This window comes from Oryzibacter oryziterrae, assembly GCF_021864535.1.
Lineage (GTDB): Bacteria > Pseudomonadota > Alphaproteobacteria > Rhizobiales > Pleomorphomonadaceae > Pleomorphomonas > Pleomorphomonas oryziterrae.
On record NZ_JAKJIC010000008.1, the window covers coordinates 106,705 to 133,175 of the forward strand.

Consider the following 26,471-nt stretch of genomic DNA (forward strand, 5'->3'; position numbering starts at 1 on the left):
TGGCCACCGGCCATCACTGGTCAGGCACAAGGAAGATCTCGACCCGACGATTCCGGTAAGAGCTCAGCGCGGCATCGTCGGGCGCGATCGGCTCGCTATGACCACGGCCGGCGACCCGAATGCGCCCCGCGGCGACACCGTTTCCCACGAGAATGGTCTTGACGCTCTCGCCTCGCTGCCGCCCGAGGGCATCGTCTTCGCCAAGTGACGTGTGGCCGATCACTGAAACCGCTCGCTGTGGGTAGCGATTGAGAATCTTGGCGACGGAACTCAGGCGCATCTGGCTGAGATTTTGCGGCACGTCGCTTCCGGTGTCGAAGCGCACATCCTCCGCGGAGTTAAGGACGATATTGTTCTCTCGAACGGAAACCGACAGCCCCGCTTTCTGGAATTCCGCATAAAGCTGTCGATCGCGCTCGTCGGCCAACGATCCCGCCATGGCTCCCTGCAGAGCCATCACGGCGCCGCACGCTGCGCCTTGCTTGAGAGCGGTCGCACCATTTGCGCCTTGAAGAATGGACACAAGACCGCAGGTCACAAATCCGACACCGAAGCCACTGGCCGTGCCCTTCGCAGTCTCGGAAATCTTCGGCTTTCCGGTCGCCGGGTCTTTGGTCTGGCAGCCAGCGAGCAGAATGGCCAGTGCGATCGCAGCCAGACCACAGCGCCGACCTACCGGCCGAGTGAAATACATATACATTGTACGCCCCCTGATTTCGCCGCAGACGCGACACTTTGAACCCCTGTTTTGAACGGCTTGGAGACAGACAGATCAGTGGCAATCTGGTGAAACTCCCAACCGAGACGCTCCCTTGAGAACATCCGGATCGTCGGAGGGGCGCTGGTTTCGATTGCAGGCACTCAGGATGAGCAGGCTGGCACGTGCTCTCGCATCACCGAGGTCCTCCATCCCGGCGAGCCAGGAAAGCGACGCCCCGGAACAACCGGCGGTCTCGGCGAAGCTTGCGATGGCCGTCCGGTCGTCGTCCGGCACGCCTTCCACCATCACAGCACAAGACTGGCCCTGCACCGGGTCGCCGCCGAAATCCCGGCAGAGTTCGAGCGTCGCAGAGCAATGCGCTTCCGAGTAACACTCTCGGGCAAGCGTCAGCAGATTGTGAGTGCGTGCAAAATTGATGCTTGCCGACGGGCAGGAAATGTCGTGTTCGACTTTGTGCGGCTCGCCGGTAACTTCCAAAGGCGAACGCGTTACCGGACTACCACCAGCTTGTGTTGCCGTCACACTGAAGACTTGGAGAAACGATGCGGGAACATCATATCCGCGCAACATTCCCACTAGCGCCACAAAGCCAACCAAGAATGAGCAGACCAAAAAATAGCGCCATGGAATAATAAATAACAATGTTGCAAATGAAAAACAAACAACAGCATAAGCATTCAACAAAACATATTTCAAATCAGAAACGCCAAGATCATATATGTACCTAGAAACAAAACCCGAGAAAACTATTATCAATAGGCATGAAATTATTACAGCAAGAATCAGCTTCAAGACTTCAACTGCATTTTTTTCCTTTAACTGCTGCCTAAACCATTCGAAGAGTTTTGCAAAATCCATGGATGCACCAATTCAGAATTGAGGGAAGTTCGCATGAATGGCGCTATCGACACTCATCAAGTGCCCCTGGGTCTTGTCGATTGACGTGTTGATGTCCTGTTCGACAGCTGAGACCGAGCAATAGGGAACCGCAGATTGTTTGAGGCTCTCAAGTCTGGCGAGAAGGCGATCCACTCGCCCGGAAAGCGCCCGGGCCTGCCCGCCGCAGACGTCCGGTCGGAGCGACATCAGGACGATGCGTTGCTTCAGCGGTGCGACCACTTCATCTGACGTGTAGTAGCGGACCTTGGCGAGATCGCAGCTGTCCACGTGCCGCAAGGTTTCGAGCCAACTCGATACGGACGAATGTGTCGCCATTGCCATCGGATCTGAGCCGCAGGCCGCGAGCATTGGAGCGGCAGCGTTACCAATCGGCTTGTAGCTTAGCCCCAGATCACCCCGACGAAGCGGGTCCGGTTTTGTGCTGACACAGCCAGCGAGAAGCAAGCCAACCGTCAAGGCCAATATGGAGCGAACAACATCCATCATGGCCAATCCTTCACCAAACCACGCGACAGGCGCACAAAGGCGGCCAGGTCGGTCCGACTAGTAAGTGCGACAGACTGAACTTCAGCCTGACGTTGCGGATCGAGGAGGACGGCAATATCGACTTCACCAGTCAGTGGCGGATGCTTTGCCGTGCACTCTTTGGAAAGTGCCTCCTTGACGGCACCCCAGTCGATGGTCACCCCCGGTTTGGCAGGAGGTAAGGGATGATCAGTCACGGCTCCCCGCAACTCCAGGACAGTCAATTTATCTTCATCGGGAGCTGGAGCGGGCGTTGAAACGGGACTGGCTGACATCTTCGCGCCAGCTTTCTTGTCGGCCAAGGCAGAGGCTATACATTCGGCGATGTCAGCTTGGGTGTTCTGTATTTTCACTTGCAGTTGACCAGGATCCGCGTCGGCCAGCTTGATGACCGATGCGATGTCCTCGCGCGAGAACCCGGATAACTCGAAATAAGCGACCAGCTTGGGTCGTTCGCTGGTCGCCGCGCCAGCAACAAACGAGCGCAGAAGGCTGTCACTCTTGGGAGAGTGGCGACTGAGCGGTGTGATCACCCAGTCAAGCCGTCTGGTCTTCGAGTCAGCTATCACGAGTTCAAAGGCCGAAACCTTGCTACCTTCAACGTTGAACCATCGGTGGACGAGGCGACGATCTGCTTGTGCAAACGGGTACAGACCAGCTTCTTCAGCGTCTACCGCAAGTGGCGCCACATAGGTGGACCACAACGCATCAGCAACCTTCTGCAAGCTGCCGGCAGCCCCTGAGCCTGATGCGAAGGCGATCTCATTGCCAATGGCGTCGAAGCTAGACTTGAGGATCTGCCCCTGCCCGACCACCATCTGCTCCGGATCCTTGTGCGCAGATGCCAGCTTGTCGATGGCCGCTGCGAGCAATAGGCGCAATTGCCGGTTGCCGGTCGACGAACTCAATTTGTAACGCTTGACAGCACCAACCGTGTCGCCGGGATCAGTGACAGCACCTGCCAACACTGCATCCAGGCCAGCTAGACTGCCAACCTCCTGTCCATGCGCAGCCAGGCAGCCAAGCATGATCAGAACGCCCCCACACAGGCCTTTCAAGCTCGCGCTACATGCCGCCATTTTTGACATCTTCACTGTATGTATTGATGGATTGCTCGAGAGTCTGCATGCCGTCATTAATCTGGAGCTGCCCTTTCTCCGAAGCTATACCCTCGCCAAAAGTGGGAATTAGGCGTTCAATTGCCTCAACCTTTTTCTTTATATCTTCAACTCTGTCAGCCATTTTTTGAAATCTCTTATAGATTTTCTTCATACCAATTGCGCATCTGTCAACAGCATCCTTGAACATCCATTGGCTTTCCTCAGGAACTTCTTTGAATTTCTCCTGAAGAGACGCGCAGCGAACCTGCTGGGCATTCAGTTGCGCTCCAGTGTTTTCGACGCCTTTCAGAAAGATCTCCGCCTCTTCCTGAATCCTGCGGCTAACAGCGATATTGTTCTCAAGCTTCTCAATGCTGCGCCGGATGTTCTCCGTTTCTTGCTTGTAATCGGGAAGAATCTCATCGGTGGCCTCCTGAGCCATCGCGCCAGAATTGGTCGCCACCATCAGACACAGCGCCAGGAGGTTTGCCTTCACAAAAGTTGCCAACTTCATTTGCGGCCTCCCTGTTCCTTTGACAGGCAGGCGTCGGCCAACATCTGGCGGCTGTCGCTCAATTGTTGGCGCCGCTGCTGCAACTCTTGTGTTCGTTTCGCACAGATCTGAAGGGCCTCGGTGTCCGTGGCCGGCAGGTGGGAACACAACCTGTCGGCCTCCTTCTGCATGTCGTCCACGGTCACGAGAGAGCGATCCACTTCGGCGATCTCCTGTTCGGCTGCATCGCAGTCGCGAACAAAATCGCCATTCCGAATGCGGGCGATCCGGAGATTGATCTGGAAAGCCAGGCTCTTCATCTCCTCGATCGTCTTCAGCATTTCATCGATCTTGGCATAGAGGTCGGCGTTGCGTTCGGCGCTATCCTTTTGAATTTGAAGGATTGTATCGAAGCTTGACGGCCCGGTCGCTTCGCCGGCGGACGAACCCGAGACCCCATTCAGAACCACCACCCCCGCCAACAAGACAAGACTTGGCCAATGCAGGCGCCGTCGGGCTTTCTGTGACTTGCATTCAATGGACACCCCGTCCCCCATCACAAAAATACAACCAACTACCAACAGTAGGTTGATATTAAAAATGCTATTTAAAGTAGATTGACTCAAATTTTGAAAGAATTCAACCCAGAAATGCCGCCCCTATCCGCGATACGTGATTTGCCGAAGGGAGCTTTCGAAATAGGCCTGAGACGCAAGTGGCCCGCCACGATCTCGTCGCGGCGGGCCAGCAGGTGCAAACACGTCTCGGGATGCTGACGCTGGAGCGAACACCCCTCGGGCGACCCGACCCCCTTGGGCATCGCCATCCACGACCACATCATCATCGGCAAGGACGGCCACGCCAGCATGAGAGGCTTGCAGCTGATGTGAGACCAAGTGGCATTGAAAATGACCTTGGTATTCCGCATTCGAATTTCTCATGCCTTTGACGCAAATGGGAAATTCGAATTGTTCTCAATGAGCCAATGCGTCAGCATTCTGGCGAATTGGTATGAGAGGCTGGCGGAAATGGCTGAAGCTCCCGCAGCATGACGCTGCGCGGCACGTCAAAAGCACGCTCTCTTGGCGCGGGCAGCTGCGAACCGAAGTGAGGCATGCTGTTGGAGCGGCAAGTACTCCATAGATCAACTGTTGGCTGAGCTGCGGCGTCGCAAATGCTGAATCCCGTGCTCAACCACAAGGTCGGCAGAGCCGTTGTCGGCCGACATTTCCAGCTTGCGGGCAAACAGCTGCAGGGCGTTGGCCGACATGGGTCGGGCAAAGAAATAGCCCTGCCCGTAGTGGCAGCCGAGATCGGCCAGGAAGGCAGCCTGTTCCTCGGTCTCGACCCCCTCGGCCACAACATCGAGCGCCAGACGCCGTGCAAGCCCATGCACCAGCTCGACGATGGCAAGGCTCGACCGATCCGACAGCAGGCTTTCGATGAAGCTCTTGTCGATCTTGATGACGTCGACAGGAAGAGTCCGCAAATGCGTCAGCGAGGCAAACCCGGTGCCGAAGTCATCAAGGGCGACCACGACGCCGCGCTGGCGCAAGCGATTGAGCATGCGGACAACGGACGAGTTCGAGCGATCGAGAAAGACCGATTCCGTGATCTCGAGGATCACCCCGTCAAGCGCCAGACCACGGCTCGAAAAGGCCTTGTCCAGACGCTCTTCCAGATCTCCGTGATTGAAGTCGGCGGGGCTTACATTGATGCCCACATGGGCTGGGTACCAGCCGTTGTCGTGCCAGCATTGCAGATCCTGCGCGACCCTCTCAAGCATCAGCGATGTGACGCGATGCGAGATCGTATGGTCGTTCAGGGCATCGAAGAACTCGGCAGCCGCCATCAGTCGGCCATCCGGCGTCTGCAGCCGGACCAGTGCCTCGACACCGGCAATGGTGTGGGAGTTGAGGTCGAAAATTGGCTGATAGTAAGGAAGCAGCCGGTCCTCATCCAGCGCCTGCTCGGTCAGGCGGAGGGCGTTGAGACGAGCCGACATCCGAGTGCGCAGCCCGTCCTCGAACATGACGAAGCCGCCGCGCCGGGTTTCCTTTGCATGATAGAGCGCAAAATCGGCATTCTGACACAAGCCGTCAAATCCGAGCCCCTCGCGCCAGATGGCGCCGCCCACGCTGACCCGTGCGACCACCGATGAGGATTCGGCTTGCAGCGGCTCGGCGCTGCGCGCGATGAGGTCCTGGGCAAAGACCTCCATCGACTCGGCCAAAGCTGCTGCCGAGAAGACAACGGCAAACTCGTCGCCACCCAGACGGAAACAGCGGGTACCGGAGAGGGTCGAAACCGCCTGCAAGCGCTTTGCCAGCTCCACAAGCACCAGATCGCCGACCGCATGGCCAAGAGTGTCGTTGAGCGTCTTGAAGCGGTCCACATCGACCAGCAGCAGCCCCACCTCCGAGCCGTCGACGCCAAGCAGCGTGTTGACGTGCTGATTGAAGCTGGTCCGGTTCCCCAACCCGGTCAGCGGATCGGTCACGGCGGCCTGCTCCAGCAGCCGCTGGTTTCGATAGAGATCGGAAACGTCCTGCACGATGCCAAAGGTGCGACGTGGCTTGCCATCCACCGACTCCACTTCGGTCACCACATGCATCCAGCGTTCTTCGCCTTGCGGCGTTATGATCCGATAGTGCCGGTTGGTCGGACGGCCTATGCCCGTGGAGTTGTCGGAGAGCCGCCGCTTCATCTCGGCAAGCTCTTCAGGGGCGTAACACGAGAGGACCACTTCGGTGCTCAGAGCCGTGCCGATGGGCAATCCGACATTGCGATAGACCTGATCGGACCAGCTGATCACGCCACTGTCCAGATCGACCTGAAAGCCGCCGACCTTCGCCGCCTTTTCCGTCTGCTTGAAACGCGCCTCGCGCAGTTCCAGCTCTCGCCGAAGATCTGCCATGGCCCGATGCTGGCTGTGCTCTACGATGAGCGCATCGACTGCCGAGCTCAGCAAAGCCAAGTTGTGCAGGATGACATCCGGCTTGTCGGGCGCCGTCGGCCCCATCACGCACAAGGCGCCGATCGCATGACCGTCCTTGTGCAGCGGTACGCCGGCGTAAAAGCGCACCCCATGCTCGCTGACGAGAACATTCGCTGCAAAGCGTGTGTCGGCCGCCGCATCCGTCACCACCAATGGAGCGTCACAGTCTACCACCGTGGAGCAAAAGGCGTGCTGTCGCGTGCTTTCGGAGAACGGAACGCCATAGCTTGCCTTGAACCACTGACGGTCAGCATCAACAAGCGTGACAAGCGAAATGGGCTGTCCACTCATGGAGCAGGCCAACTCGACAATGGCATCAAAGGTCCTGGCCTTGCCGGAATCCAGAATACCGGTCGACCTCAGACAACCAAGCCGCTCAATTTCGCGATCGACAGCCTCGGTCATTTCTTTCGCGAAAGCTCCATGCCAGCCCCATCCGATGCACTGCTGCCAACCATGTCAGATCTACTTTTGCGCTGTCACGCCGACACCGCAGAGCAAAGAGCGTGACAGGCAACTTTGTCGGCTCACCCCGGGAAACATCTTAGCAACGCCAGACTTCAAACGGCGAAAGCCAAGCAAGTCCAGCAAAGTCTTACACCAGGAATGTTAATCAATTCATTGTGCTGCATCTATTTATGAAAGCATTTTTCCGCTTAACAACAGAAGCGAATGGAGACAACACGGGCATCAAACTGTCGGCAGGCCGGGAGATTATGATCACAACGCAAAGTTGACCATCCAAAATGGGACATTACTTTGCAGCCAGAAGCCTCTTACCTATAATACGCGGCAATATCGCTATAAGAGCGGAGTCTATAACCAACTAAAAACAGCATGAGCGCACAAACTCACGCATGCGTTACAGCATTGTGGTCCGGGGACGAACCGCCGGACCACTGTTTGCTAAAGTAGGAGTTGTCACCCCTCGCGGTAATAGTAGCTGTAGCCGTTGATCGCCGGTGCACCGCCAAGGTGGGCATAAAGGACGCGCGAGCCCTTGGGGAAAAAGCCCTTGCGGGTCAGGTCGATGAGGCCCTGCATGGACTTGCCCTCATAGACCGGATCCGTGATCATCGCCTCGGTGCGGGCCGCGAGGCGGATGGCCTCGTTGGTTTCCTCGGACGGCACGCCATAGGCCGGATAGGCATAGTCGGGATTGATGACGATCTCGTCGTCGCGCACGGGTCGGCCGAGTTCCACCAGTTCGGCGGTGTTGTCGACGATCTGGCGGACCTGAGCTCGGGTCTGCTCCAGCGTGCCGGAGGCGTCGATGCCGATGACACGGTCAGCGCGGTTGTCGGCGGCGAAACCAACGATCATGCCGCCCTGGGTCGAGCCGGTCACCACGCAGACGACGATGTAGTCGAACTTGAAGCCGAGTTCCTTTTCCTGCGCGCGCACTTCCTCGGCAAAGCCCACATAGCCGAGGCCACCATACTTGTGCACCGAAGCACCCGCCGGAATCGCATAGGGCTTGCCACCCTTGCTGCGCACGTCCTCAAGCGCATCTTCCCAGCTCTTGCGGATGCCGATGTCGAAACCATCGTCGACCAGGCGGCTGTCGGCACCCATCAGACGTGTGAGCAGGATGTTGCCGACGCGGTCATAGACGGCGTCATAATGGGGCACCCACTTTTCCTGCACGAGGCGGCACTTCATGCCGATCTTGGCCGCCACCGCCGCCACCATGCGCGTGTGGTTGGACTGGACGCCGCCGATCGACACCAGCGTATCGGCGCCCGAAGCGATGGCGTCCGGCACAATATATTCGAGCTTGCGCAGCTTGTTGCCGCCAAAGGCGAGACCGGAGTTGCAGTCGTCACGCTTGGCATAGATCTCCACATCGCCGCCGAGCGCCTCGGACAGGCGCGGCAGATGCTCGATGGGGGTCGGGCCGAAGGTCAAGGGATAGCGGGCAAACTTGGAGAGATTCATCAAGATACTCCGTCGGAAAAAACGCGGGGAAAGGACCGGAAACTTTGTCGCGACTGAGCGCGCCAGATCATCGTGAATCTAACAAAGCAGGAATGAAATGTGCTTCCGAATTTGGCCTGATCTTCAAGCCTTGAACGCGAAGGATGCTCGATTTATGAAAAAAGCTAATCAGATATCGTCACTTCATAGAGAGATCCTTCCATGAGCGAGCTCGACTCCACGGACCTGCGCCTCCTCCGCCTGCTCCAGGATGACGGCCGCCTTACCAACGCCGAACTCGCCGAACGGGCCAACGTCAGCCCCGCCACCTGCCATCGACGCCTGCACCGCCTGTTCGAACAGGGCTATGTGCGCTCGGTGCGCGCGCTCATCGATCCGCAGAAGGTGGGCCTTGGCGCCATCGCTCTGGTCGGCGTCGTGCTCGACCGCTCGACCCCCGAGAGCTTTGCCTCCTTCGAAGCGGCCATCCGCGTGCTGCCCATGGTGCTCGACTGCCATCTGGTGGCCGGCGACTTCGATTATCTCCTGAAGATTCGCGTGCGCGACATGCAGGATTTCAACATCTTGCACGGCGAGCGACTGATCGCCCTGCCCGGTGTCCGGCAGACACGAACCTTCTTCGTCATGAAGGAGGTCAAGGATGGCGAGCCCCTGGATTTCTGACCAAGACATGGAAACCGGAACTATTTTCACGAACTAACGCGTAACGCGCAATCTTATGCACAACAATTAATCAAACTGAACCTTCGTTTGCTCAATCAGCGTCCTTGCTCTCCTGCGCAGTTTGCCGCTTAATTCATCAAACAAAGCAGTGGCAGCGCCCAGGGTGGAGTGACGGGATTGGCAGCTTTTGACGAGATGTATGGGATGGGCGACACCGCCCGTCCGGCCTACCGAACCATCAAATCCTGGCTCGATCAAAGCGATCCCGAGAATCTCAAGCGTCGACAAAAGGAAGCAGAGTTTCTGTTCCGCCGCGTCGGCATCACCTTTGCGGTCTATGGCGATGCCGAGGCCGAAGAGCGCATCATCCCCTTCGATATCGTGCCGCGCGTGCTGACATCCAGCGAGTGGGGCACGCTGCACAAGGGCCTTGTCCAGCGCGTCACCGCCCTCAACCGCTTCCTCACCGACGTCTACAGCGGTGGCGATATCGTGCGGGCCGGCATCGTGCCCGAAGACCTCGTCTACCAGAACCCGTCCTTCCGGCCCGAAATGGTCGGCGTGAAACTGCCCCACAACATCTACACGCAGATCGCCGGCATCGACGTGATCCGCACCGATGACAAGGACTTCTATGTCCTTGAAGACAATGCGCGCACCCCCTCGGGCGTGTCCTACATGCTCGAGAATCGCGACGTGCAGATGCGTCTGTTCCCCGATCTCTTTGCCGAGACACGCATCCAGCCGGTGGAGAACTATCCGGACGAGTTGCTGGCAACGCTGAAGTCGGTGGCCCCGCTGACCTCGCCGAGCGAACCGACCGTGGTGCTGATGACCCCCGGCCCGCTCAACTCGGCCTATTACGAGCACTCCTTCCTTGCCGACAAGCTCGGTGTGGAGCTGGTGGAGGGGCGCGACCTCTTCGTCATGGACCAGATCGTCTACATGCGCACCACGCGCGGCCCCAAGCGGGTGGACGTCATCTATCGCCGCATCGACGACGACTTCCTCGACCCGATGGTCTTCCGTCCGGACTCCGTGCTCGGTGTGCCCGGGCTAATCTCGGCCTATCGCGCCGGCAACGTCACGCTGGCCAATGCGGTGGGCACCGGCGTCGCCGACGACAAGGCCATCTACACCTACATGCCCGAGATCGTGAAATTCTATCTCGGCGAGGAACCGATCCTCAAGAATGTGCCCACCTGGCGCTGCCGTGAACCCGACGCCCTGAAGTATGTGCTCGAACACCTGGGCGAGCTGGTGGTCAAGGAAGTCCAGGGCTCCGGCGGCTACGGCATGCTGGTCGGCCCCAAGTCGACCAAGGAGCAGATCGACGCCTTCCGCGACAAGCTGAAGGCGCATCCGGACAATTTCATCGCCCAGCCGACGCTGGCCTTGTCCACCTCGCCCACATTCGTCGGTGAAGGCATCGCCCCCCGCCACGTGGACTTGCGCCCCTTCGTGCTCTCCGGCGCCGACAAGGTGCGCATCGTTCCGGGTGGCCTGACGCGCGTGGCGCTCAAGGAAGGCTCGCTCGTCGTGAACTCGAGCCAGGGCGGCGGCACCAAGGACACCTGGATCATCGAGGACCCCGAGTGATGCCGGATTGCGCCCCGTCCGCCCTCGCCGCGCCCCTCTCGCCCCTGCCCTTTTCTCCTTCGGGAGTCGCCCAATGCTGAGCCGCCACGCCGATAATCTCTTCTGGCTCGCCCGTTACGTGGAACGGGCCGAAAACACCGCGCGCCTCGTCGAGGCCGCCACCCGTCTCTCGGCCACGCCCGTGCCCTATGACGACGGCAAGAACGAGTGGGAAATGGCCGTTGCCGGTACCGGCACGCTGGATCTGTTCCGCAAGGCGCATGGCACCGAGGCCAATGCCCGCAATGTGGTCGACCATCTGGCCTTCTCCGCCGCCAACCCCTCGTCGATTCGCCAGTGCCTCGATATCGCCCGCTTCAACGCCCGATCGGTGCGCACGGCACTGACCATGGACATGTGGGAAACCATCAACTCCGGCTGGATGGAAACGCGCGGCGTCACGTCCGCCAACCTCAGCCGGCAGGACCTCTCGGACTATCTGTCCAAGGTCAAGGAAATATCGTTGCGCTTCGACGGCTCGGCCTACCGGACCATGCTGCGCAACGACGCCTATTATTTCCTGCGCCTCGGCACCTATATCGAACGTGCCGACTTCACCGCCCGTGTGCTGGCGCTGAAAGCCGACGTGCTCGATCCCAACCGTCCGTCCGCCGGCGGCAGCTTCGACTATTTCCAGTGGAGCTGGATCCTCCGCTCGCTCTCCGCCTTGACGTCATACCATTGGGTCTACCGCGACAACCTCAAGCCCAATCTCGTCGGCGAGTTCCTGATTCTCAGGGCGGAAATGCCGCGCTCGCTGGTGTCCTGCTACGAGAACATCACGCTGTTCCTGGACAGCCTGTCGCGCGACTACGGCCGCCAGGGCACCGCCCAGCGCAAGGCACGCGTCACGCTCGGTCAGCTGCAGGGAACCTCGATGGCCGATCTCTTCCGCATGGGCCTCAGCAACTTCCTCAACGACTTCCTCGTCGAGAACTCCACGCTCGGCAGCGCGATCGCCGAACAATATCTGGGATGACCGGCGATGCGCCTCAGGATCCACCACGAGATCAAGACCGAGTTTGATGAGCCGGCCAGCATGGTCGTGCGCTCGCTGCGCATGAGCCCGCGCAACTTCGATGGCCAATATGTACGCCATTGGCGCATCGACGTTGACAGCGACTGCCGCCAGGACAGGACGTCCGATCCCTTCGGCAACGTCGTCCACGACTTCGCCGTGCCGGGCCCCCTGCCCGGCATCGTCATCGTCGCTGACGGCGAGGTGGAAGTGGACGACATGGCGGGCGTGCTGAAAGGCATTGGCGTCGATCGCATGCCCATCGGCATCTACTTGCGCGATACGCCGCTGACGGAGATCACCCCCCCGATCAGAGCACTGGCGGCAGACGTACGCGCCACCAGCGACGGCTCGACTCTCGATGTGTGCCACCGTTTGATGGAACGTCTGCACGAAGCGGTGGCCGAGGTGCCGGCCGAGCTCGACGAACTGACTGGCGTTGCCACCGGCCGCCCCGAAGATACGTTGACCGCCGAAGAAGGCAGCCCTGTCGCCCAGGCGCATGCGTTCATCGCCGCGGCGCGCTCGCTCGCCCTGCCCGCCCGATTCATTTCCGGCTATCGCCTGCGCGACGGTGGGACCAACAGCCTCCACGCCTGGGCGGAAGCGCTGATCGACGGGCTCGGCTGGGTCGCCTTCGACGTCACCGCCAACAAATGCCCCACGGACAGCTATGTGCGGATAGCCTCAGGGCTGGATCAAGCCGGCGCGGCCTGGGTGCGCGGCTATGATCGCGGCAGTTCGTCTGCCGTATCCAGTGTGAAATGCGTGGTGGAACAGGTCGGCTACTGACAAGGACAGACGTTCGGGGCGCCCCGCTTGATCAGCGGAACGGTTCGGCAAGCGGCTCCCAACCGCTCTTTGGTCGAACCGTCTGTTTTCCCTGCAAGACCCCGCGCTTTCCCGAATTCGCACGTGACATTTTCGTGCGATCCTCTAATGACAACCCTCGAGCTGGACTTCATTTTCGGAGCTTGAAATGACTTATTGCGTAGGCATCCTCGTCAAGGAAGGCCTGACGATGATCGCAGATACCCGGACCAACGCCGGGCTCGACAATGTCTCGCAATACAAGAAGCTCCACATCTTCGAACGCCCGGGCGACCGGATGATCACCATTGCCTCCGCCGGCAATCTGGCCATCACCCAGGCGGTGCTGTCCTTCCTCAGCGAAGGCATCGAGAACCCGGAAACCGGGCAGGTCGAGACCATCTGGACCCAGCCGTCCATGTTCAAGGCCGCCCAGCTGGTCGGTCGCGCCATCCGCGAGGTCTATCGCATCGACGGCCCGTCGCTTGAGAAGTCCAATGCCGGCTTCGAGATCACCATGCTGCTCGGTGGCCAGGTCGCCAAGGGCCGCCTCCGCCTCTTCATGATCTACCGTCAGGGCAACTTCATCGAGGCGACGGAAGACACGCCCTTCCTGCAGATCGGCGAGCACAAGTACGGCAAGCCGATCCTCGACCGCGCCATCACCTTCTCCACCTCGATCACCGAGGCGCTGAAGCTCGGGCTGATCTCGATGGATTCCACCATGCGCTCCAACCTCGGTGTCGGCATGCCCATCGACCTCATCACCATCAAGCGCGATGCCATCGCCCACGACGTGCTCCACCGCATCGAGCCGGGCGAGCCCTATTTCCACGACCTCCGCGAACGCTGGAGCGCCGCCTTGCGCGCCGCCCACAAGGCGATCCCGACGCCCCCTTATGGGGGGTGAAAGCGTGGGATTTCCGGCGGACATTGCTCTACTGTCCCACAGGTAGATCGTCTCGACACGCAACACGCCTGGAGCCGACGGCATGGTCAAGCTGGGTGACATCGCGGCCCTGATCGTGGCCATCGGCGAGCGCACCGCTTACTGGCGAGATGGCCTCAAGGCCTTGCTCTCCTTCACCCGCGCCACCCGGTTCATTCGCCTCGGCGGATCAGGCCATGTGGGCGACGATCGCTGGCTGGTCCGTCTCGGCACATTCTGGCTCGACCTCAATCCCTTCCTCGGCCCGGAGCTTGCGATCGACATCGCCACTCTGGCCGAACGCAGCGGCGATCCTCGAGGCATGGCCAAGGCGCTGCGGCATGCCTATCGCCGGCTGGACAAAGTGAAGGGCGCTCACCTGGCGTCAGACGAGGCCGCCTTTGCGCGCGCCCACGCCTACCTGACCCTGCTCGATCTGGCCGCCGCCCAGAGCGTGGCAACACAAGCTGTCGCCCAAGGATTGGCCGCTTCGACCGACCTCGCAGAGGCCATTGCCGAGATCGCCAACCAAGTCCAGCCTTGGCGCCACGTGATCGACACAGCCGCTGCAGATCTGCGCGATCTGGCCGAGGGGAAAGTAAGCGGCCATCAGGACGCGACGCTGACCATCTTCCTGCCCAACGCCCTCACCCGCATCCATCCGGAAGGGTATGCGGGATTTCGGGCGACACTTCGGGCGATCTACGCACAGCTCTTCGCCAGAATGGAGCAGACCGGGATTCCCATCCGCCTGATCCCCCGCCTCGGCACCCATGGCGTCATCGACTGTGATAGTCCCTACGTCGCCTATCACACCATCGGGGCCCGCCCTAACGGCGTCCATATCAAGGAAACCGAGCGGCGCGGCTGGTTCAGTGTCGACAGCCAGGGTTACTCTGGCTGGGCGGCTTTCGCCAAGGCACCGCTGCCGGACGCCGATATCGCCACGCCGGAAGAGATCGCCGCCTTCATTGCCGAGGAACGCCGTATCGTCATCGGCGGCAACCAGTCCAAATACGACCAGCCCGCGACCGAGCGCTCCGCTGCCGCAACCGACCGCCCCTACATCTTCGTGCCGACGCAAGTGATCGGAGACGCCGTTCAGCGCCTTGCCCGCTTTCACCCGATCGAGATGCTGGAGGAAGTGGTGGCCGCCGGCCAGCGCCTCGGCATCGACGTCCTGGTCAAGCGGCACCCGCGCTGCAAGTCCTGGGCAATGTCGCTGGCGTTGCGGCGGGCCGAAAGACGCGGCCTCATCAAGCTGGTCGATGGTTCGATCCACGATCTGATCGCCGGCGCCTCAGCGGTCTGCGTCGTCAACTCCGGCACCGGCGCCGAGGCGCTCTTGCACGGCAAGCCGGTCTATACCTTCGGCGAGGCCGAATATCAGGCCGCCACCTTCCGCATCACGCGCCCGGGCGAGTTTGCCGACGTCTTCGTGCCCCATCGCCTGCCGGTGCCCCCGGAAGACATCGACCGCCTGATCTACGCCCTGCGCCACAGCTATTCGGCCAACCCGATGGAGCGCGACATCACGGCACTTTTCCCGGCGCGGTTCTTGGAAGGATTGCAATGACAGACGTGCCATTGCGGCATGAATGGTATCAGGACAGCAGTGCCGCTAGGCTCAGCTGGACCTTTCAACGCCAGCAGCACTGCTATTGGGCGATTGTGACATTTGCTCGATGGGTCGTGTCAGGCGGATGCAAATGTCAGAATCGAACCACTGGTCGGTTCAATCCAGCGACATGTGGGTATCCGCTTGCCCTGCGACCCAATAGCCCGCCGCCTTCATCCAGGAAATCGGATGCCGCACCTGGTCCAGAAAGTGCGCCCGCACTGCCTTGGCAACGTTTGCTTCTCCCGCAATCCAGACAAAGGTCTCCGCTTCAACTTCAAGCGATTTGACCTTGGCAAGCAGAGCGGCCGGCAGGGCGGCCGCCGACTCGGGTCGGAAGACCCAATGGACGTCCAGATCAGCCTGGGTATCAAAGTTTTGAACCTCTGCTTCTCCTGCAACAGCAACCACACAGGTGATCCGTTCGCCTGGGCCGGCCTCTTCAATCCGCCGGGCGATCGCAGGAAGAGCGGTTTCGTCACCGATCAGAACCCAACGCTGGACTGTTTGCGAAATCACCGCCGATCCCCGCGGTCCACCGATCTTGAGACGGTCGCCGGCCCTGGCGTTGAGAGCCCAGAGAGTTGCCGGTCCCGCCTCGTGCAAGGCAAAGTCAATGGCAAGCTGACGCTTCGCAGGATCAAACGAGCGCGGCGTATAATCGCGCATCGCAGTCTCCCCATTGGCCAGCGGAACAAAGATCTTCACATGATCGTCAGGTGACAGGCTGACAAAATCCGCCAGGTCATCACCACCAAAGGTAATCCGCACATAGTGCGGCGTCAGCCGGTCTACGCGAAGGACCTCAAGATCACGAATCTTCACGTCATGCCGGATGCGTGTGACCAGACCAGAACCAGTATTACGAGTGTTTTGTGTATTCATGTTGTCTCGTCGTTCAGTATAGGCTCGACTTGCAGCCTGACACGAGACAAACCCGCGCAGGCCAGCAACGGAAACCCGTGTAGCCATGCGCGTTGAGTGACGTTAACGCTTACGTGCTCTTGAAGCATCAGAGCAGTGACAACGCATTTTGAGAAAGCGACGCTGAAAAGGCAAGCATCCTGAGATCACACTCGCGTGTGCGGCCAAGACTTGCTTGACCACACACACTCGGCATCCTCGCTCACAGAGGAATGTTGTCGTGCTTCTTCCAGGGCTGCTCCATGTGCTTGTCGCGCAGCATGCGCAGCGCGCGAGCCAGGCGCTTGCGGGTGGAGTGCGGGAAGATCACCTCGTCGATATAGCCGCGTTCGGCGGCGACGAAGGGATTGGCAAAGCGCTTCTCATATTCCTTGATGCGCGCCGCGATCTTCTCGGGATCGTTGAGATCGCCACGATAGAGGATCTCGGCCGCCCCCTTGGCGCCCATCACCGCGATCTCCGCCGTCGGCCAGGCGTAGTTGAGGTCGCCGCCGATGTGCTTGGAGCTCATCACGTCATAGGCGCCGCCATAGGCCTTGCGGGTGATGATGGTGATCTTGGGAACCGTTGCCTCCGAATAGGCGAACAGCAGCTTGGCGCCGTGCTTGATCAGACCGCCGTATTCCTGCGCGGTGCCCGGCAGGAAGCCCGGCACGTCGACGAAGGTGACGATCGGAATGTTGAAGCAGTCGCAGAAGCGGACGAAACGCGCTGCCTTGCGGCTGGCGTCCGAGTCGAGCACGCCGGCCAGCACCATCGGCTGGTTGGCGACAATGCCGAAGGTCCGCCCTTCCATGCGGCCGAAGCCGGTGATGATGTTCCTGGCGAAGGTCGGCTGGATCTCGAAGAAGTCGCCCTCGTCGACCGTCTTCAGGATCAGCTCCTTCATGTCATAGGGCTTGTTCGGATTGTCGGGCACCAGCCAGTCGAGCGAGCGGTCGATGCGCTCGCTGTCGTCGTGGCATTCGATCTCCGGCAGGTCCGCCTGATTGGAGGCCGGCAGCAGGTCGATCAGGCGGCGCATCTCGATCAGCGCCTCGATGTCATTGTCGAAGGCACCGTCGGCGATCGACGACTTGGTGGTGTGAACCGAAGCGCCACCCAGTTGCTCGTGCGTCACCGTCTCGTTGGTAACGGTCTTCACCACGTCGGGACCGGTGACGTACATGTAGGAGGTGTCGCGCACCATGAAGATGAAGTCGGTCATCGCCGGCGAGTAGACGTCGCCACCGGCGCAGGGGCCGAGAATCAGCGAAATCTGCGGGATGACGCCGGAGGCCTGCACGTTGCGCTTGAACACCTCGCCATAGCCGCCCAGCGCCGCGACACCTTCCTGGATGCGGGCGCCGCCGGCATCGAACAGGCCGATGATCGGCGCGCGATTGCGCAACGCCATGTCCTGCAGCTTGGTGATCTTGGCCGCGTGGCTCTCGCTGAGCGAGCCACCGAACACGGTGAAGTCCTTGGAAAAGACGAAGACCTTGCGGCCGTTGACCGTGCCCCAGCCGGTCACGACGCCGTCGCCCGGCATCTTGGTGTCGGCCATGCCGAAGTCGACGCAGCGATGCTCGACGAACATGTCGAACTCTTCGAAGGACTTGTGGTCGAGCAGAACCTCGATGCGCTCGCGCGCCGTCAGCTTGCCCTTGCTGTGCTGCGCGTCGATGCGGCGCTGGCCACCGCCCATGCGGGCTTCATGGCGGCGACGGTCGAGTTCGTCGAGCACTTCCTTCATTTCACCGGTCTCCTGTCGTCTGCGTAATGACTTCCTACCACGAAGACGGACCGGTACGTACATTAGACGTTAGCCGAAGAACTGACGGAAAAGTGCATAAGTGTTGTCACGAAGTCGTTATGTGCCAGGACTATCTGAGGGCCGTACCCATCCTTGGAGACTCCAGATGAACCGCTACGTCCTGCTCGCCTCCACGGCGCTCGCCCTCGCCACTTTCCCGGCCTTCGCCGGCGATCTCAACTGGACTTCGGTGTCCGCCAACCCGCGTGAAGACGGCAAGACCGCCGAGGACATCCTCTCGCCCGAGATCAAGGAAGTCGTCGCGGCCAAGGGTGACATGAAGCTGGAGAACCCCTCCGAGCAGCTCGCTCACTATGGCTACGGCACCGACGGCCCGATGTCGCCGGCCGCTGGCGACGTGCAGGCCAAGGGCCACAACGTCGAAGCCACCAAGACCGAGCCGGACAAGAACACCTATCTGGTGCTCGAAGGCCAGAAGGGCCCGGACGCCGCCTACAACTACGGCACCCATTTCCTGTTCCAGGGTCATGAGAACGCCCCCACCGGCGCCGATGGCGCTGCCTATGGTGCCCTCACCCGCATCAATCTCGACGCCGACGAAGCCCATCGCGTCACGCTGATGCAGTTCAAGACCCAGGAAGGCCGTACCGTGCCGATGGTCGACGGCTCCACCTGGGACCCGTTCACCCGCACCATTCTGCTGACGTCTGAAGAAGGCGCCGAGGGCGGCGTCTGGTCGGCCACCGTCGACTTCCCCTCCACCGTGCACGACATCTCCGACGTTACCGGCCGCGCTTCCTATGAGGGCGTGCAGATCGCTTCCGACGGTTCGGTCTGGCTCGTTGAAGACAACGGCGGCAAGGGCGGCGAGAAGACCAAGAACGCCAAGCAGCCGAACTCCTTCATCTATCGCCTTGTCCCCGCCGACAAGACCGACCTGACCAAGGGCGGCAAGCTGCAGGTTCTGCAGGTCCTCGGCACCGACGGTCAGCCGATTGTCTTCCACAAGGGCCAAAATGACGCCGATATCCTCTCGGACGGCATGAAGGCGCTGCACACCTATGGCGCCGCGCTGAAGACCAAGTGGGTTACCGTCCACGACACCGCCGAGACCCCCGCCAACGCCTTCGACGCCAACGAGGCCGCCAAGGCTGCCGGCGGTACGCCGTTCAAGCGCCCTGAGAACTCCCAGTTCCGTCCGGGCACCGGCTTCAAGGAATATTTCTTCACCGAAACCGGCGACACCAACGCCAAGACCGAAGCGGGCGAAGAGTTCGGCGGCTTCGGCGGCATGTTCAAGCTGACCCAGGACAGCCCGTCGGCTGATGAGGGCTCGCTGTCGATCGTCGTGCGCGGCAACGCCGCCCACACCGGCTTTGACAACATGGCCTTCCTCACCGCCGACAGCCTGGGCGTGGTGGAAGACGGCGGCGACAAGCTGCACGGCCAGCGCAACGCCCTCGATAGCGCCTATGTCATCGACCTCACCGCCGATTACGGCAAGGTCGGCGCCGACGCCCTCGTCCGCTTCCTTGGCCAGGGCCGTGACGCGGCCGCCCTCAAGGACGTCGAGATCGGCTCTGCCGGCGACAACGACTTCCAGAACGACGGCGACAACGAGATCACCGGCCTGCACGTCTCTGACGGCGACGCCTCGGTCGAAGGCCTGATCGGCACCAAGCTGCCGACCCCGTTCAAGGATGGCTGGCGCGTGTTCTACACCCACCAGCATGGCGACAACGTCACCTACGAGATCGTCTCGGCCAAGTGATCCAGGCCGTCAGGCTCAACACTCTGGAGCCCGTTCGCAGCAATGCGGGCGGGCTTTTTCACGGCCGATAGCCCCGGAAATTGACAACCCGCGACAACTCATGGACGGTGAACAAATCGAGATCAAAAGCAGCAGCACCAGACCAGATGTGCGACCGGATGCGGCTGGAACAGCCGCCAGAGCCAAACGGCGACCGGCGCGAACGCGCCGAACAATAACTTGGCCTCGCCCGGCTGTGGCGACAGCCTCGCTCTCGATAGGGAGTCCAGACGATGCGGTTCAAACCGTTGAAACTGGAGTTCATCCTGACGAAAACAGCGGACCACTGGTCAACAACGGTCCGCCTCAGTTTTCGTCGATGAATAAAGGAACGGGCTGCGGGAACCGCCCATTCCACTCCGAATATCGCACATTCCCGCGCAATCGGAAGGCCGCTCGATAGCGCCCAGGTCACCGGGCGATCACGCTCTCCGCCAGAAACTTCTCGAATTCTTCGCTCGTTCCATGGAAGACGTTGCGATCCGCCTTGCCCGGCACACCCTTGACCTGCCCGGTCGAGGTATACTGCCAGAAATGCCAGAAGCGATTGCCGTATTTCTCCTGCGGCTCGGCAGCGACGGACCGCACCCAGAGCGGGTAATTCTGAAACGCTCCGACGAGCCGATCCCTATAGAAATCGACACTTGTGTAGATCACCGGACGCTTGCCGTAATAGGCCTGCACGGCATCGAGGAAGGCCTGCATGTCCGCATAGATCTGATCGGCCGGCGGCTGCTTGCGGCACGTGGGCGACGTCGGCGTCCATTCGATGTCGAGCACCGGCGGCAACGCGGAGGCGTCGCGCGGCACGTTGCGGATATACCAGGCGGCCTGCTCGGCACCGGACCGACAATGGTACCAGAAGTGATAGGCGCCGCGCAGGACGCCAGCGGCTGCCGCCCCGTCGAAGTTCTGGCGGAACTTTTCGTCGACCCGGTCACCGCCCTCCGTCGCCTTGATCCAGGCAAAGCGGATCTTGTCGGCGGCCACCGCATGCCAGTCCACGTCGCCCTGGAAATAGGAGACGTCGATCCCCTCGATGGTCTTCGACGACGGTTGCCGCACTTCGAAGGTCTCACCCGGGTCCGTCATCCGTTCGGCCGGCGCTTCCACAATGCCGACCGACGAACAGCCGACCAGTCCCAGCGCGGAAACGAACAACGCGCCGCCCATCAGGCGACGCAGCAATCTGGCCTGCAATATCATTTGAACTCACCGCAGAGTAAGCCGCCACAGCCCGCAACCGGACCCTCAGTGGCAGAGCCTAGCCGAGTTCAGCGATTCGCAGGATCTATCGGTATGCGCTTATCCCCGGTCGCGGAAGCGATTGGTGATGGGATAGCGGCGGTCGCGACCGAAGTTCTTGGTGGTGATCTTCACACCCGGCGCCGCCTGCCGGCGCTTGTACTCGGCGATGTAGAGCAAATGTTCGATGCGCTTCACCGTCGCCTCGTCGAGGCCGGAGGCCACCAGCTCGGCCACTGTCCGCTCTTCTTCCACCAGTCCCTTCAGGATGGCGTCGAGCACCGGATAGGGCGGCAGGCTGTCCTGGTCGGTCTGGTTCTCGCGCAGCTCCGCCGTCGGCGCCTTGGTGATGATGCGCTCGGGGATCACCTCGCCGCCCGGCCCCTTGAGGCCCTCCGGCTGATGGTCGTTGCGCCAGCGCGCCAGCGCGTAGACCTCCATCTTGTACAGATCCTTGATCGGATTGAACCCGCCGTTCATGTCGCCATAGAGCGTGCAATAGCCGACGCTCATCTCGCTCTTGTTGCCCGTAGTCAGCACCATCGATCCGAACTTGTTGGACACCGCCATCAGGATCACGCCGCGCGCCCGCGACTGCAGGTTTTCCTCGGTGGTATCCGACTTGGTGCCCTCGAACATCGGCCCCAGCGCCTTCAGGAAGCCCTCCACCGGGTCGACAATCTCCACCACGTCATACTGGACATTGAGCGCGGCCGCACACTTGGCGGCGTCCTCAAGGCTGTCCATGGAGGTATAGCGATAGGGTAGCATCAGGCAGCGCACCCGCTCCGGTCCGAAAGCATCCACCGCCATGGCCGCAACAACCGCCGAGTCGATACCGCCGGACAGGCCGAGCACCACACCGGGGAAACGGTTCTTGTCGACATAGTCGCGCAGACCGAGCACGCAGGCGCGCCAGTTGGCCTCCATGATATCGGGCAGCGGAATCACCTCGCCAGGCGTCACCGTCCAGCCATCCTCGCCCTTGATGGCGGTCACCAGGGTAAAGGCCTCGCGGAAGGCCGGCATCTGCAAGGCAAGGGTACGGTCGGCATTGATGGCGAAGCTTGCACCATCGAACACCAGTTCGTCCTGTCCCCCGACCGTGTTGAGATAGATGAGCGGCAACCCGCTCTCGACCACGCGCGCCACCGCCGCTTGCATGCGCTCGTCAAACGCCGTCCACCGATAGGGCGAGCCGTTGGGGACAACCAACAGTTCCGCGCCCGTCTCCGCCAGACACTCGACCACATCGGGACCCCAGATATCCTCACAGATCGGCACGCCAAGCGGTACACCGCGGAAGTCGATCGGCCCCGGCATCGGACCGGGCACGAAAACGCGCTTCTCGTCGAAGACAGAATAGTTGGGCAGATCCACCTTGAAACGAAGACCGGCCACACGCCCGCCATCCAGCAAGGCGGCGGCATTATGCAGCTTGCCATCAGCAACCCAGGGCGTACCGATCAACACACCCGGTCCACCGTCGGCGGTATCGGCCGCGAGAGCTTCGATCGCCTTGCGGCAGTCGCGCTGCACCGCAGGCTTCAGCACCAGATCTTCCGGCGTGTAGCCGCAGATGAACAGCTCGGTCAGCACCAGGAGATCGGCCCCGGCGCGCCTGGCTTCCGCCCGCGCCGCCCGCGCCTTTTCCAGATTGCCGGAGATGTCGCCCATCACAGGGTTGAGCTGAGCGAGCGCGAAGGTGAGGGAGCGAGGTGCCGAGATCGAAGTCATGATGGCTAGGATTAGCCTGTCCGATCGGGACGGGCAACACCATCACAGGAAGGTCAACGAACCTTCTCGCGTGGAAACGGGGATCACCACCGTCGGATCGAACCCGGTCTTCGTCTGTGCCGGCTTGACCGGGACCAGCCTGTTGCCCACGCGCTGGTACACGATCTTGGTCGTGGTCAACCGGCGCAGGCGCTCGTAGACGAGCTTGGCCGACACCGGCTTGACGATGAAGTCGTTGGCCCCGAGCCGCACCGCCTCCAGCACCTGCCGCTTGTCGCTGTAGGCGGACACCATCACGATCGCCTGCGTAGAGATCTGCCGATCGGGATGGGTGCGGACGGTGTCGATGAGGCTCATGCCGTTGCCGCCTGTGCCAAGGTTCCAGTCGAGGAGCAGCACGTCCAGACGCTGGAAACGCACCATTTCCAACGCCTCATTCTGCGTTGATGCCTCGAAGATCTGGCGGATGCCATAGGCGGTCAGGATGGTCCGCAGCAGTTTGCGGAAATAGGCGCTGTCGTCGATGATCCCGACGCGCAGCGCATCAAGCGCAACATAGGAGCCAAACTGGGTCCTTTGCAGCATGTCCAATCCCACATGTCACGACCCCGCCCTCTGCGCGACGGTCCACGCGGAGGCTAAATGCAAATATCGAAAATTTGGTTTAAATTGTCACGGCTCCCCGGCAAGCCTTGAGAACCAAAGACAAAAGGCGCCACCGGAGTTCCGGTGACGCCTTTCATCAACACCTGACCTGAAACGGCAATCAGCCGACCAGTTCGATGCCCGAGAACCAGTAGGCGATCTCGACGGCAGCGGTTTCCGGAGCATCCGACCCGTGCACCGAGTTTTCGCCGATCGACAGGGCGAACTCCTTGCGGATGGTGCCTTCGGCAGCGTTGGCCGGGTTGGTGGCGCCCATCACTTCGCGGTTCTTCAGGATGGCGCCTTCGCCTTCCAGAACCTGAACGACGGTCGGGCCGGCGGTCATCGTCTCGACCAGCTCGCCGAAGAAGGGGCGTTCCTTGTGAACGGCGTAGAAGCCTTCAGCCTGGGACTTGCTCATCCACACGCGCTTGGAAGCGACGACGCGCAGGCCGGCGGCCTCAAGCTTGGCGGTGATGGCGCCGGTCAGGTTACGCTTGGTGGCGTCCGGCTTGATCATGGAGAAAGTGCGTTCGATGGCCATTTGAAATCTGCCTCTTCTGGCTGGCAACTGGGCACAATCCGTAAGGATTGGCCCGGAAAAATGGAAAGTGCCGGGCTTATAGCCGTGCCGCGCCCGGCCCGCAAGACGTGACTTCCGACTTCGCCCGGGAACGAGAGCTCGAAGGCGGACTTCCCGGCCTGCCCCGGCGCCTGCCCCCTGTAAAACTTGACTATCAACCAGCTATGAAACCTTACTTTCAGCGCAAACGCTTAATTGCACTTTTGTCTCATTCTAATAACCTGCGATTGATCCAGATCAAAGTTTAGAATTAGACTAATTCTAATCTAAAGGGGTTCTCCAACTCACTGGGAGGCCTCATGCGCTTTCAACTCACCCTGCTGCTGGCCAGCGCGGTCCTCGTCGTGCCGGCCCATGCCGACGCCCTGCGGGATCAGGCAACCGCACAGTTCAAGTCCATTCCCTCGATCCTTCCCGCCGTGAAGGACAATCCCATCACCAAAGCCAAGATCGACTTGGGCAAGGCCCTGTTCTTCGAACCCCGCCTGTCGGAATCCGGCCTGATCGCCTGCGCCACCTGCCACAATCTGACAACCGGCGGCGACGACAATCAGGAAACCTCCATCGGCCACGGCTGGCAGAAAGGCCCGCGCAACGCACCGACAGTGCTCAATGCGGTTCTCAACGAAGCCCAGTTCTGGGATGGCCGCGCCGCGGACCTCAAGGCCCAGGCCAAGGGGCCGGTGCAGGCTGGTGTGGAGATGGCGTCGACGCCCGATCGCGTCGTCGCCACGCTCAACAGCATGCCCGCTTACGGCAAATGGTTCACCGACGCCTTCCCCGGTGAAAAGGCGCCCGTCAGCTTCGACAACATGGCCAAGGCCATCGAAGCCTTCGAAGCCACGCTGCTGACGCCCGCTTCCGCCTTCGACCGTTGGCTCGAAGGTGACGACGGCGCCCTCACCGCCCAGCAGAAGACCGGCCTCGCCCTCTTCATGGACAAGGGCTGCTCAGGCTGCCACAACGGCGCCAACTTCGGCGGCAACGGCTACCAGCCCTTCGGCGTGGTGGAAAAGCCAGGTGCCGACGTATTGCCGGAAAAGGACAAGGGCCGCTTCGCCGTCACCAAGACCGCCAGCGACGAATATGTCTTCCGCGTCGCGCCGCTGCGCAACGTTGCCATCACCGCCCCCTACTTCCATTCCGGCAAGGTCTGGGACCTCAAGCAGGCGGTGGGCATCATGGGCAGCGCCCAGCTTGGCCAGACGCTGACCGATCCCGAGGAAGTGGCTATCGCCGACTTCCTGACCACTCTCACGGGCGAACTGCGTCCGGTCGAGCTTCCGGTCCTGCCCCCGGAAACGGCCGACACACCGCGCCCTGAGCCCATCAAGCTGAAGTAACTCCCTTCACTTGCGTGTCGCCAAACTTGCGCCGGCGTCCTGCGATGCCGGCGTCTCTTGTTCTTGTGTCGCCCTCGGCCAATCGCGCGCCACCGCCGCAATCAACCGCTGCGTCGGCGAAGGGCCGAGCGGACGATAGGCTATGGTCAGAAGCAGCGGCGCCGGCCCATCGACGAGCGGCCGCACGATGACGGATGCCGGCAACAGCAAGGCCGCATAATCCGGCATGAGCGCCACGCCATTGGTTGCCAGGATCAACGAGAAGACCGAGGCAATGTCGGCGGCCACATGGGTGGGTGACAGGGCGAGCCCGCGTTGCTGCCCCCAGGCATCGATGCCGCCTCGCAGGAATGGCGCAACCTTGCGATTGACCGAAATGCACGTGTGGCCGACCAGATCGTTGAAGGTCAGCGCCTCGAGGGCGGCCAAAGGATGGTCCTCGCGCAGATAGGCGATGACGTGACTGTGGCCGATGGGCTCAAAGTGCAGGTCGAGGTCGGTCTCTGCGGGGCGGGCAAAGGCGAGATCGAGTTCTCCGTCCCGAAGGTCCTGGATCAGGGCCGTCGAGGCATTGCTGGTGACCTCGATCTCCACTTCGCCGGAATGGTCGCGCGCAAGGCGCATGAAGTCGGGAAGCACGAAGGTTTCGAGGCCAGGTATAATACCTACCCGAATGGTGAGCGGCGCGTCCCGCACCGCCGACACGGCATCGTCCACCTGCCGCAGGATGCGCCGGACATGGCTCAGAAACACCCGCCCGGCGCGGGTCAGGACGACACCCCGCACGCGCCGTTCGAACAGCTCGACGCCTAATTCCCTTTCAAGATCCTTGAGTTGGCGACTGAGAGACGGCTGCGCCGTATGCAGCCGATTGCGAGCCGCCTCACTGACACTCCCCTCATCGGCGACGGCGGAGAAGTAGCGAAAGTGCCTCAGGTCCATTGCTTATATACCCAAAAAGTATGGATACTATTCATATCAAGTCTTTGTAGGGATGGCAACGCACCCCTAACGTCACAGCGAAAGATCAGTCGCCGGTCGGGCGACATCCATCGCAGAAGGGGCGGGACACCCGCTG

Annotated in this window: 23 protein-coding genes and 1 pseudogene; 9 read left to right on the forward strand and 15 right to left on the reverse strand. The window is 61.0% G+C overall.

Features of this window, described 5'->3' with window-relative positions; all coding sequences use genetic code 11:
• Window positions 1-13: 13 nt before the first annotated feature.
• The 6 genes from L2I41_RS10580 to L2I41_RS10605 form a co-directional block, all read right to left on the reverse strand.
• Window positions 14-700 carry an OmpA family protein gene (locus L2I41_RS10580; RefSeq protein ID WP_237153516.1) on the reverse strand — a complete coding sequence of 229 codons (687 nt, stop codon included), beginning with the start codon at window positions 698-700 and terminating at the stop codon, window positions 14-16.
• Window positions 701-772: 72 nt separating this feature from the next.
• Window positions 773-1,579, reverse strand: coding sequence for a hypothetical protein (locus L2I41_RS10585; RefSeq protein WP_237153517.1), 807 nt, complete (start codon window positions 1,577-1,579; stop codon window positions 773-775).
• Window positions 1,580-1,591: 12 nt separating this feature from the next.
• A complete protein-coding gene (locus L2I41_RS10590) occupies window positions 1,592-2,107 on the reverse strand; it encodes a hypothetical protein (protein ID WP_237153518.1) in 516 nt (171 codons plus the stop codon).
• Complete coding sequence (locus L2I41_RS10595) at window positions 2,104-3,174, reverse strand: hypothetical protein (protein WP_237153519.1); 1,071 nt, start codon at window positions 3,172-3,174, stop codon at window positions 2,104-2,106. Before L2I41_RS10595 ends, L2I41_RS10590 begins: the two co-directional genes overlap by 4 nt.
• Window positions 3,175-3,211: 37 nt before the next feature.
• The gene (locus L2I41_RS10600; protein ID WP_237153520.1) at window positions 3,212-3,760 is read right to left on the reverse strand and encodes a hypothetical protein; all 549 of its coding nucleotides are present in this window, start codon (window positions 3,758-3,760) and stop codon (window positions 3,212-3,214) included.
• Complete coding sequence (locus tag L2I41_RS10605) at window positions 3,757-4,284, reverse strand: hypothetical protein (RefSeq protein WP_237153521.1); 528 nt, start codon at window positions 4,282-4,284, stop codon at window positions 3,757-3,759. Before L2I41_RS10605 ends, L2I41_RS10600 begins: the two co-directional genes overlap by 4 nt.
• 243 nt (window positions 4,285-4,527) lie before the next feature.
• Between L2I41_RS10605 and L2I41_RS21675 the strand changes: the two are divergent.
• A pseudogene (locus L2I41_RS21675) lies at window positions 4,528-4,629 on the forward strand (RadC family protein); the annotation flags it as partial.
• Window positions 4,630-4,883: 254 nt separating this feature from the next.
• On the opposite strand, the gene L2I41_RS10615 reads toward L2I41_RS21675, so the two are convergent.
• Together L2I41_RS10615 and L2I41_RS10620 are read right to left on the reverse strand one after the other, a co-directional pair.
• Window positions 4,884-7,142, reverse strand: coding sequence for a putative bifunctional diguanylate cyclase/phosphodiesterase (locus L2I41_RS10615; protein ID WP_237153523.1), 2,259 nt, complete (start codon window positions 7,140-7,142; stop codon window positions 4,884-4,886).
• Between the two features lie 516 nt (window positions 7,143-7,658).
• A complete protein-coding gene (locus L2I41_RS10620) occupies window positions 7,659-8,678 on the reverse strand; it encodes a 1-aminocyclopropane-1-carboxylate deaminase (RefSeq protein WP_237153524.1) in 1,020 nt (339 codons plus the stop codon).
• A gap of 198 nt (window positions 8,679-8,876) precedes the next feature.
• Here L2I41_RS10620 and L2I41_RS10625 point away from each other — a divergent pair, with 198 nt between their 5' ends.
• The 6 genes from L2I41_RS10625 to L2I41_RS10650 all read left to right on the forward strand — a co-directional run bounded on the left by L2I41_RS10625 (window position 8,877) and on the right by L2I41_RS10650 (window position 15,308).
• Window positions 8,877-9,338, forward strand: a complete 462-nt coding sequence (locus tag L2I41_RS10625; protein WP_237153525.1) for an Lrp/AsnC family transcriptional regulator — start codon at window positions 8,877-8,879, stop codon at window positions 9,336-9,338.
• A gap of 195 nt (window positions 9,339-9,533) precedes the next feature.
• Window positions 9,534-10,937, forward strand: coding sequence for a circularly permuted type 2 ATP-grasp protein (locus tag L2I41_RS10630; RefSeq protein WP_237153605.1), 1,404 nt, complete (start codon window positions 9,534-9,536; stop codon window positions 10,935-10,937).
• A gap of 73 nt (window positions 10,938-11,010) precedes the next feature.
• On the forward strand, window positions 11,011-11,955 hold the full coding sequence (locus L2I41_RS10635; protein ID WP_237153526.1) for an alpha-E domain-containing protein: 945 nt from the start codon (window positions 11,011-11,013) through the stop codon (window positions 11,953-11,955).
• 6 nt (window positions 11,956-11,961) lie between these two features.
• Entirely contained in the window at window positions 11,962-12,786 is an 825-nt protein-coding gene (locus L2I41_RS10640) for a transglutaminase family protein (protein WP_237153527.1), read from the forward strand.
• A gap of 187 nt (window positions 12,787-12,973) precedes the next feature.
• Entirely contained in the window at window positions 12,974-13,714 is a 741-nt protein-coding gene (locus L2I41_RS10645) for a proteasome-type protease (protein ID WP_237153528.1), read from the forward strand.
• An 82-nt stretch (window positions 13,715-13,796) separates the two neighbouring features.
• The gene (locus L2I41_RS10650) at window positions 13,797-15,308 is read left to right on the forward strand and encodes a capsular polysaccharide export protein, LipB/KpsS family (RefSeq protein ID WP_237153529.1); all 1,512 of its coding nucleotides are present in this window, start codon (window positions 13,797-13,799) and stop codon (window positions 15,306-15,308) included.
• A 159-nt stretch (window positions 15,309-15,467) separates the two neighbouring features.
• Here L2I41_RS10650 and L2I41_RS10655 read toward each other — a convergent pair whose 3' ends face one another.
• Entirely contained in the window at window positions 15,468-16,235 is a 768-nt protein-coding gene (locus tag L2I41_RS10655) for a siderophore-interacting protein (RefSeq protein WP_237153530.1), read from the reverse strand.
• A gap of 241 nt (window positions 16,236-16,476) precedes the next feature.
• On the reverse strand, window positions 16,477-18,009 hold the full coding sequence (locus L2I41_RS10660) for an acyl-CoA carboxylase subunit beta (protein WP_237153531.1): 1,533 nt from the start codon (window positions 18,007-18,009) through the stop codon (window positions 16,477-16,479).
• A 166-nt stretch (window positions 18,010-18,175) separates the two neighbouring features.
• On the opposite strand from L2I41_RS10660, the gene L2I41_RS10665 reads away from it, so the two are divergent.
• Window positions 18,176-19,801: an alkaline phosphatase PhoX gene (locus tag L2I41_RS10665; protein WP_237153532.1), complete on the forward strand. Its 1,626-nt coding sequence runs from the start codon at window positions 18,176-18,178 to the stop codon at window positions 19,799-19,801.
• A 450-nt stretch (window positions 19,802-20,251) separates the two neighbouring features.
• Here the strand turns inward: L2I41_RS10665 and L2I41_RS10670 are convergent, their stop codons facing one another.
• From L2I41_RS10670 to ndk, 4 genes are all read right to left on the reverse strand, one after another.
• On the reverse strand, window positions 20,252-21,046 hold the full coding sequence (locus L2I41_RS10670; protein WP_237153533.1) for a glycoside hydrolase family 25 protein: 795 nt from the start codon (window positions 21,044-21,046) through the stop codon (window positions 20,252-20,254).
• A gap of 99 nt (window positions 21,047-21,145) precedes the next feature.
• Entirely contained in the window at window positions 21,146-22,822 is a 1,677-nt protein-coding gene (locus L2I41_RS10675; RefSeq protein ID WP_237153534.1) for an NAD+ synthase, read from the reverse strand.
• A 42-nt stretch (window positions 22,823-22,864) separates the two neighbouring features.
• Window positions 22,865-23,407, reverse strand: coding sequence for a response regulator (locus L2I41_RS10680; protein WP_237153535.1), 543 nt, complete (start codon window positions 23,405-23,407; stop codon window positions 22,865-22,867).
• Between the two features lie 181 nt (window positions 23,408-23,588).
• Window positions 23,589-24,011, reverse strand: a complete 423-nt coding sequence (gene ndk / locus L2I41_RS10685) for a nucleoside-diphosphate kinase (protein ID WP_237153536.1) — start codon at window positions 24,009-24,011, stop codon at window positions 23,589-23,591.
• 338 nt (window positions 24,012-24,349) lie between these two features.
• On the opposite strand from ndk, the gene L2I41_RS10690 reads away from it, so the two are divergent.
• The gene (locus L2I41_RS10690; protein WP_237153537.1) at window positions 24,350-25,393 is read left to right on the forward strand and encodes a cytochrome-c peroxidase; all 1,044 of its coding nucleotides are present in this window, start codon (window positions 24,350-24,352) and stop codon (window positions 25,391-25,393) included.
• 6 nt (window positions 25,394-25,399) lie between these two features.
• Here L2I41_RS10690 and L2I41_RS10695 read toward each other — a convergent pair whose 3' ends face one another.
• On the reverse strand, window positions 25,400-26,335 hold the full coding sequence (locus L2I41_RS10695; protein WP_237153538.1) for a LysR family transcriptional regulator: 936 nt from the start codon (window positions 26,333-26,335) through the stop codon (window positions 25,400-25,402).
• Window positions 26,336-26,471: the final 136 nt, after the last annotated feature.

Excerpts from the sequence above, each read along its gene's own strand:
- L2I41_RS10595 (WP_237153519.1), bottom strand. The coding sequence starts at position 3,174 with ATGCTTGGCTGCCTGGCTGCGCATGGACAGGAGGTTGGCAGTCTAGCT.
- L2I41_RS10645 (WP_237153528.1), top strand. The coding sequence starts at position 12,974 with ATGACTTATTGCGTAGGCATCCTCGTCAAGGAAGGCCTGACGATGATC.
- L2I41_RS10640 (WP_237153527.1), top strand. The coding sequence starts at position 11,962 with ATGCGCCTCAGGATCCACCACGAGATCAAGACCGAGTTTGATGAGCCG.
- L2I41_RS10625 (WP_237153525.1), top strand. The coding sequence starts at position 8,877 with ATGAGCGAGCTCGACTCCACGGACCTGCGCCTCCTCCGCCTGCTCCAG.
- L2I41_RS10600 (WP_237153520.1), bottom strand. The coding sequence starts at position 3,760 with ATGAAGTTGGCAACTTTTGTGAAGGCAAACCTCCTGGCGCTGTGTCTG.
- L2I41_RS10680 (WP_237153535.1), bottom strand. The coding sequence starts at position 23,407 with ATGCTGCAAAGGACCCAGTTTGGCTCCTATGTTGCGCTTGATGCGCTG.
- L2I41_RS10630 (WP_237153605.1), top strand. The coding sequence starts at position 9,534 with ATGTATGGGATGGGCGACACCGCCCGTCCGGCCTACCGAACCATCAAA.
- L2I41_RS10650 (WP_237153529.1), top strand. The coding sequence starts at position 13,797 with ATGGTCAAGCTGGGTGACATCGCGGCCCTGATCGTGGCCATCGGCGAG.
- L2I41_RS10690 (WP_237153537.1), top strand. The coding sequence starts at position 24,350 with ATGCGCTTTCAACTCACCCTGCTGCTGGCCAGCGCGGTCCTCGTCGTG.
- ndk (WP_237153536.1), bottom strand. The coding sequence starts at position 24,011 with ATGGCCATCGAACGCACTTTCTCCATGATCAAGCCGGACGCCACCAAG.
- L2I41_RS10590 (WP_237153518.1), bottom strand. The coding sequence starts at position 2,107 with ATGATGGATGTTGTTCGCTCCATATTGGCCTTGACGGTTGGCTTGCTT.
- L2I41_RS10580 (WP_237153516.1), bottom strand. The coding sequence starts at position 700 with ATGTATATGTATTTCACTCGGCCGGTAGGTCGGCGCTGTGGTCTGGCT.
- L2I41_RS10655 (WP_237153530.1), bottom strand. The coding sequence starts at position 16,235 with ATGAATACACAAAACACTCGTAATACTGGTTCTGGTCTGGTCACACGC.
- L2I41_RS10660 (WP_237153531.1), bottom strand. The coding sequence starts at position 18,009 with ATGAAGGAAGTGCTCGACGAACTCGACCGTCGCCGCCATGAAGCCCGC.
- L2I41_RS10585 (WP_237153517.1), bottom strand. The coding sequence starts at position 1,579 with ATGGATTTTGCAAAACTCTTCGAATGGTTTAGGCAGCAGTTAAAGGAA.
- L2I41_RS10615 (WP_237153523.1), bottom strand. The coding sequence starts at position 7,142 with ATGACCGAGGCTGTCGATCGCGAAATTGAGCGGCTTGGTTGTCTGAGG.
- L2I41_RS10670 (WP_237153533.1), bottom strand. The coding sequence starts at position 21,046 with ATGATATTGCAGGCCAGATTGCTGCGTCGCCTGATGGGCGGCGCGTTG.
- L2I41_RS10695 (WP_237153538.1), bottom strand. The coding sequence starts at position 26,335 with ATGGACCTGAGGCACTTTCGCTACTTCTCCGCCGTCGCCGATGAGGGG.
- L2I41_RS10635 (WP_237153526.1), top strand. The coding sequence starts at position 11,011 with ATGCTGAGCCGCCACGCCGATAATCTCTTCTGGCTCGCCCGTTACGTG.
- L2I41_RS10665 (WP_237153532.1), top strand. The coding sequence starts at position 18,176 with ATGAACCGCTACGTCCTGCTCGCCTCCACGGCGCTCGCCCTCGCCACT.
- L2I41_RS10675 (WP_237153534.1), bottom strand. The coding sequence starts at position 22,822 with ATGACTTCGATCTCGGCACCTCGCTCCCTCACCTTCGCGCTCGCTCAG.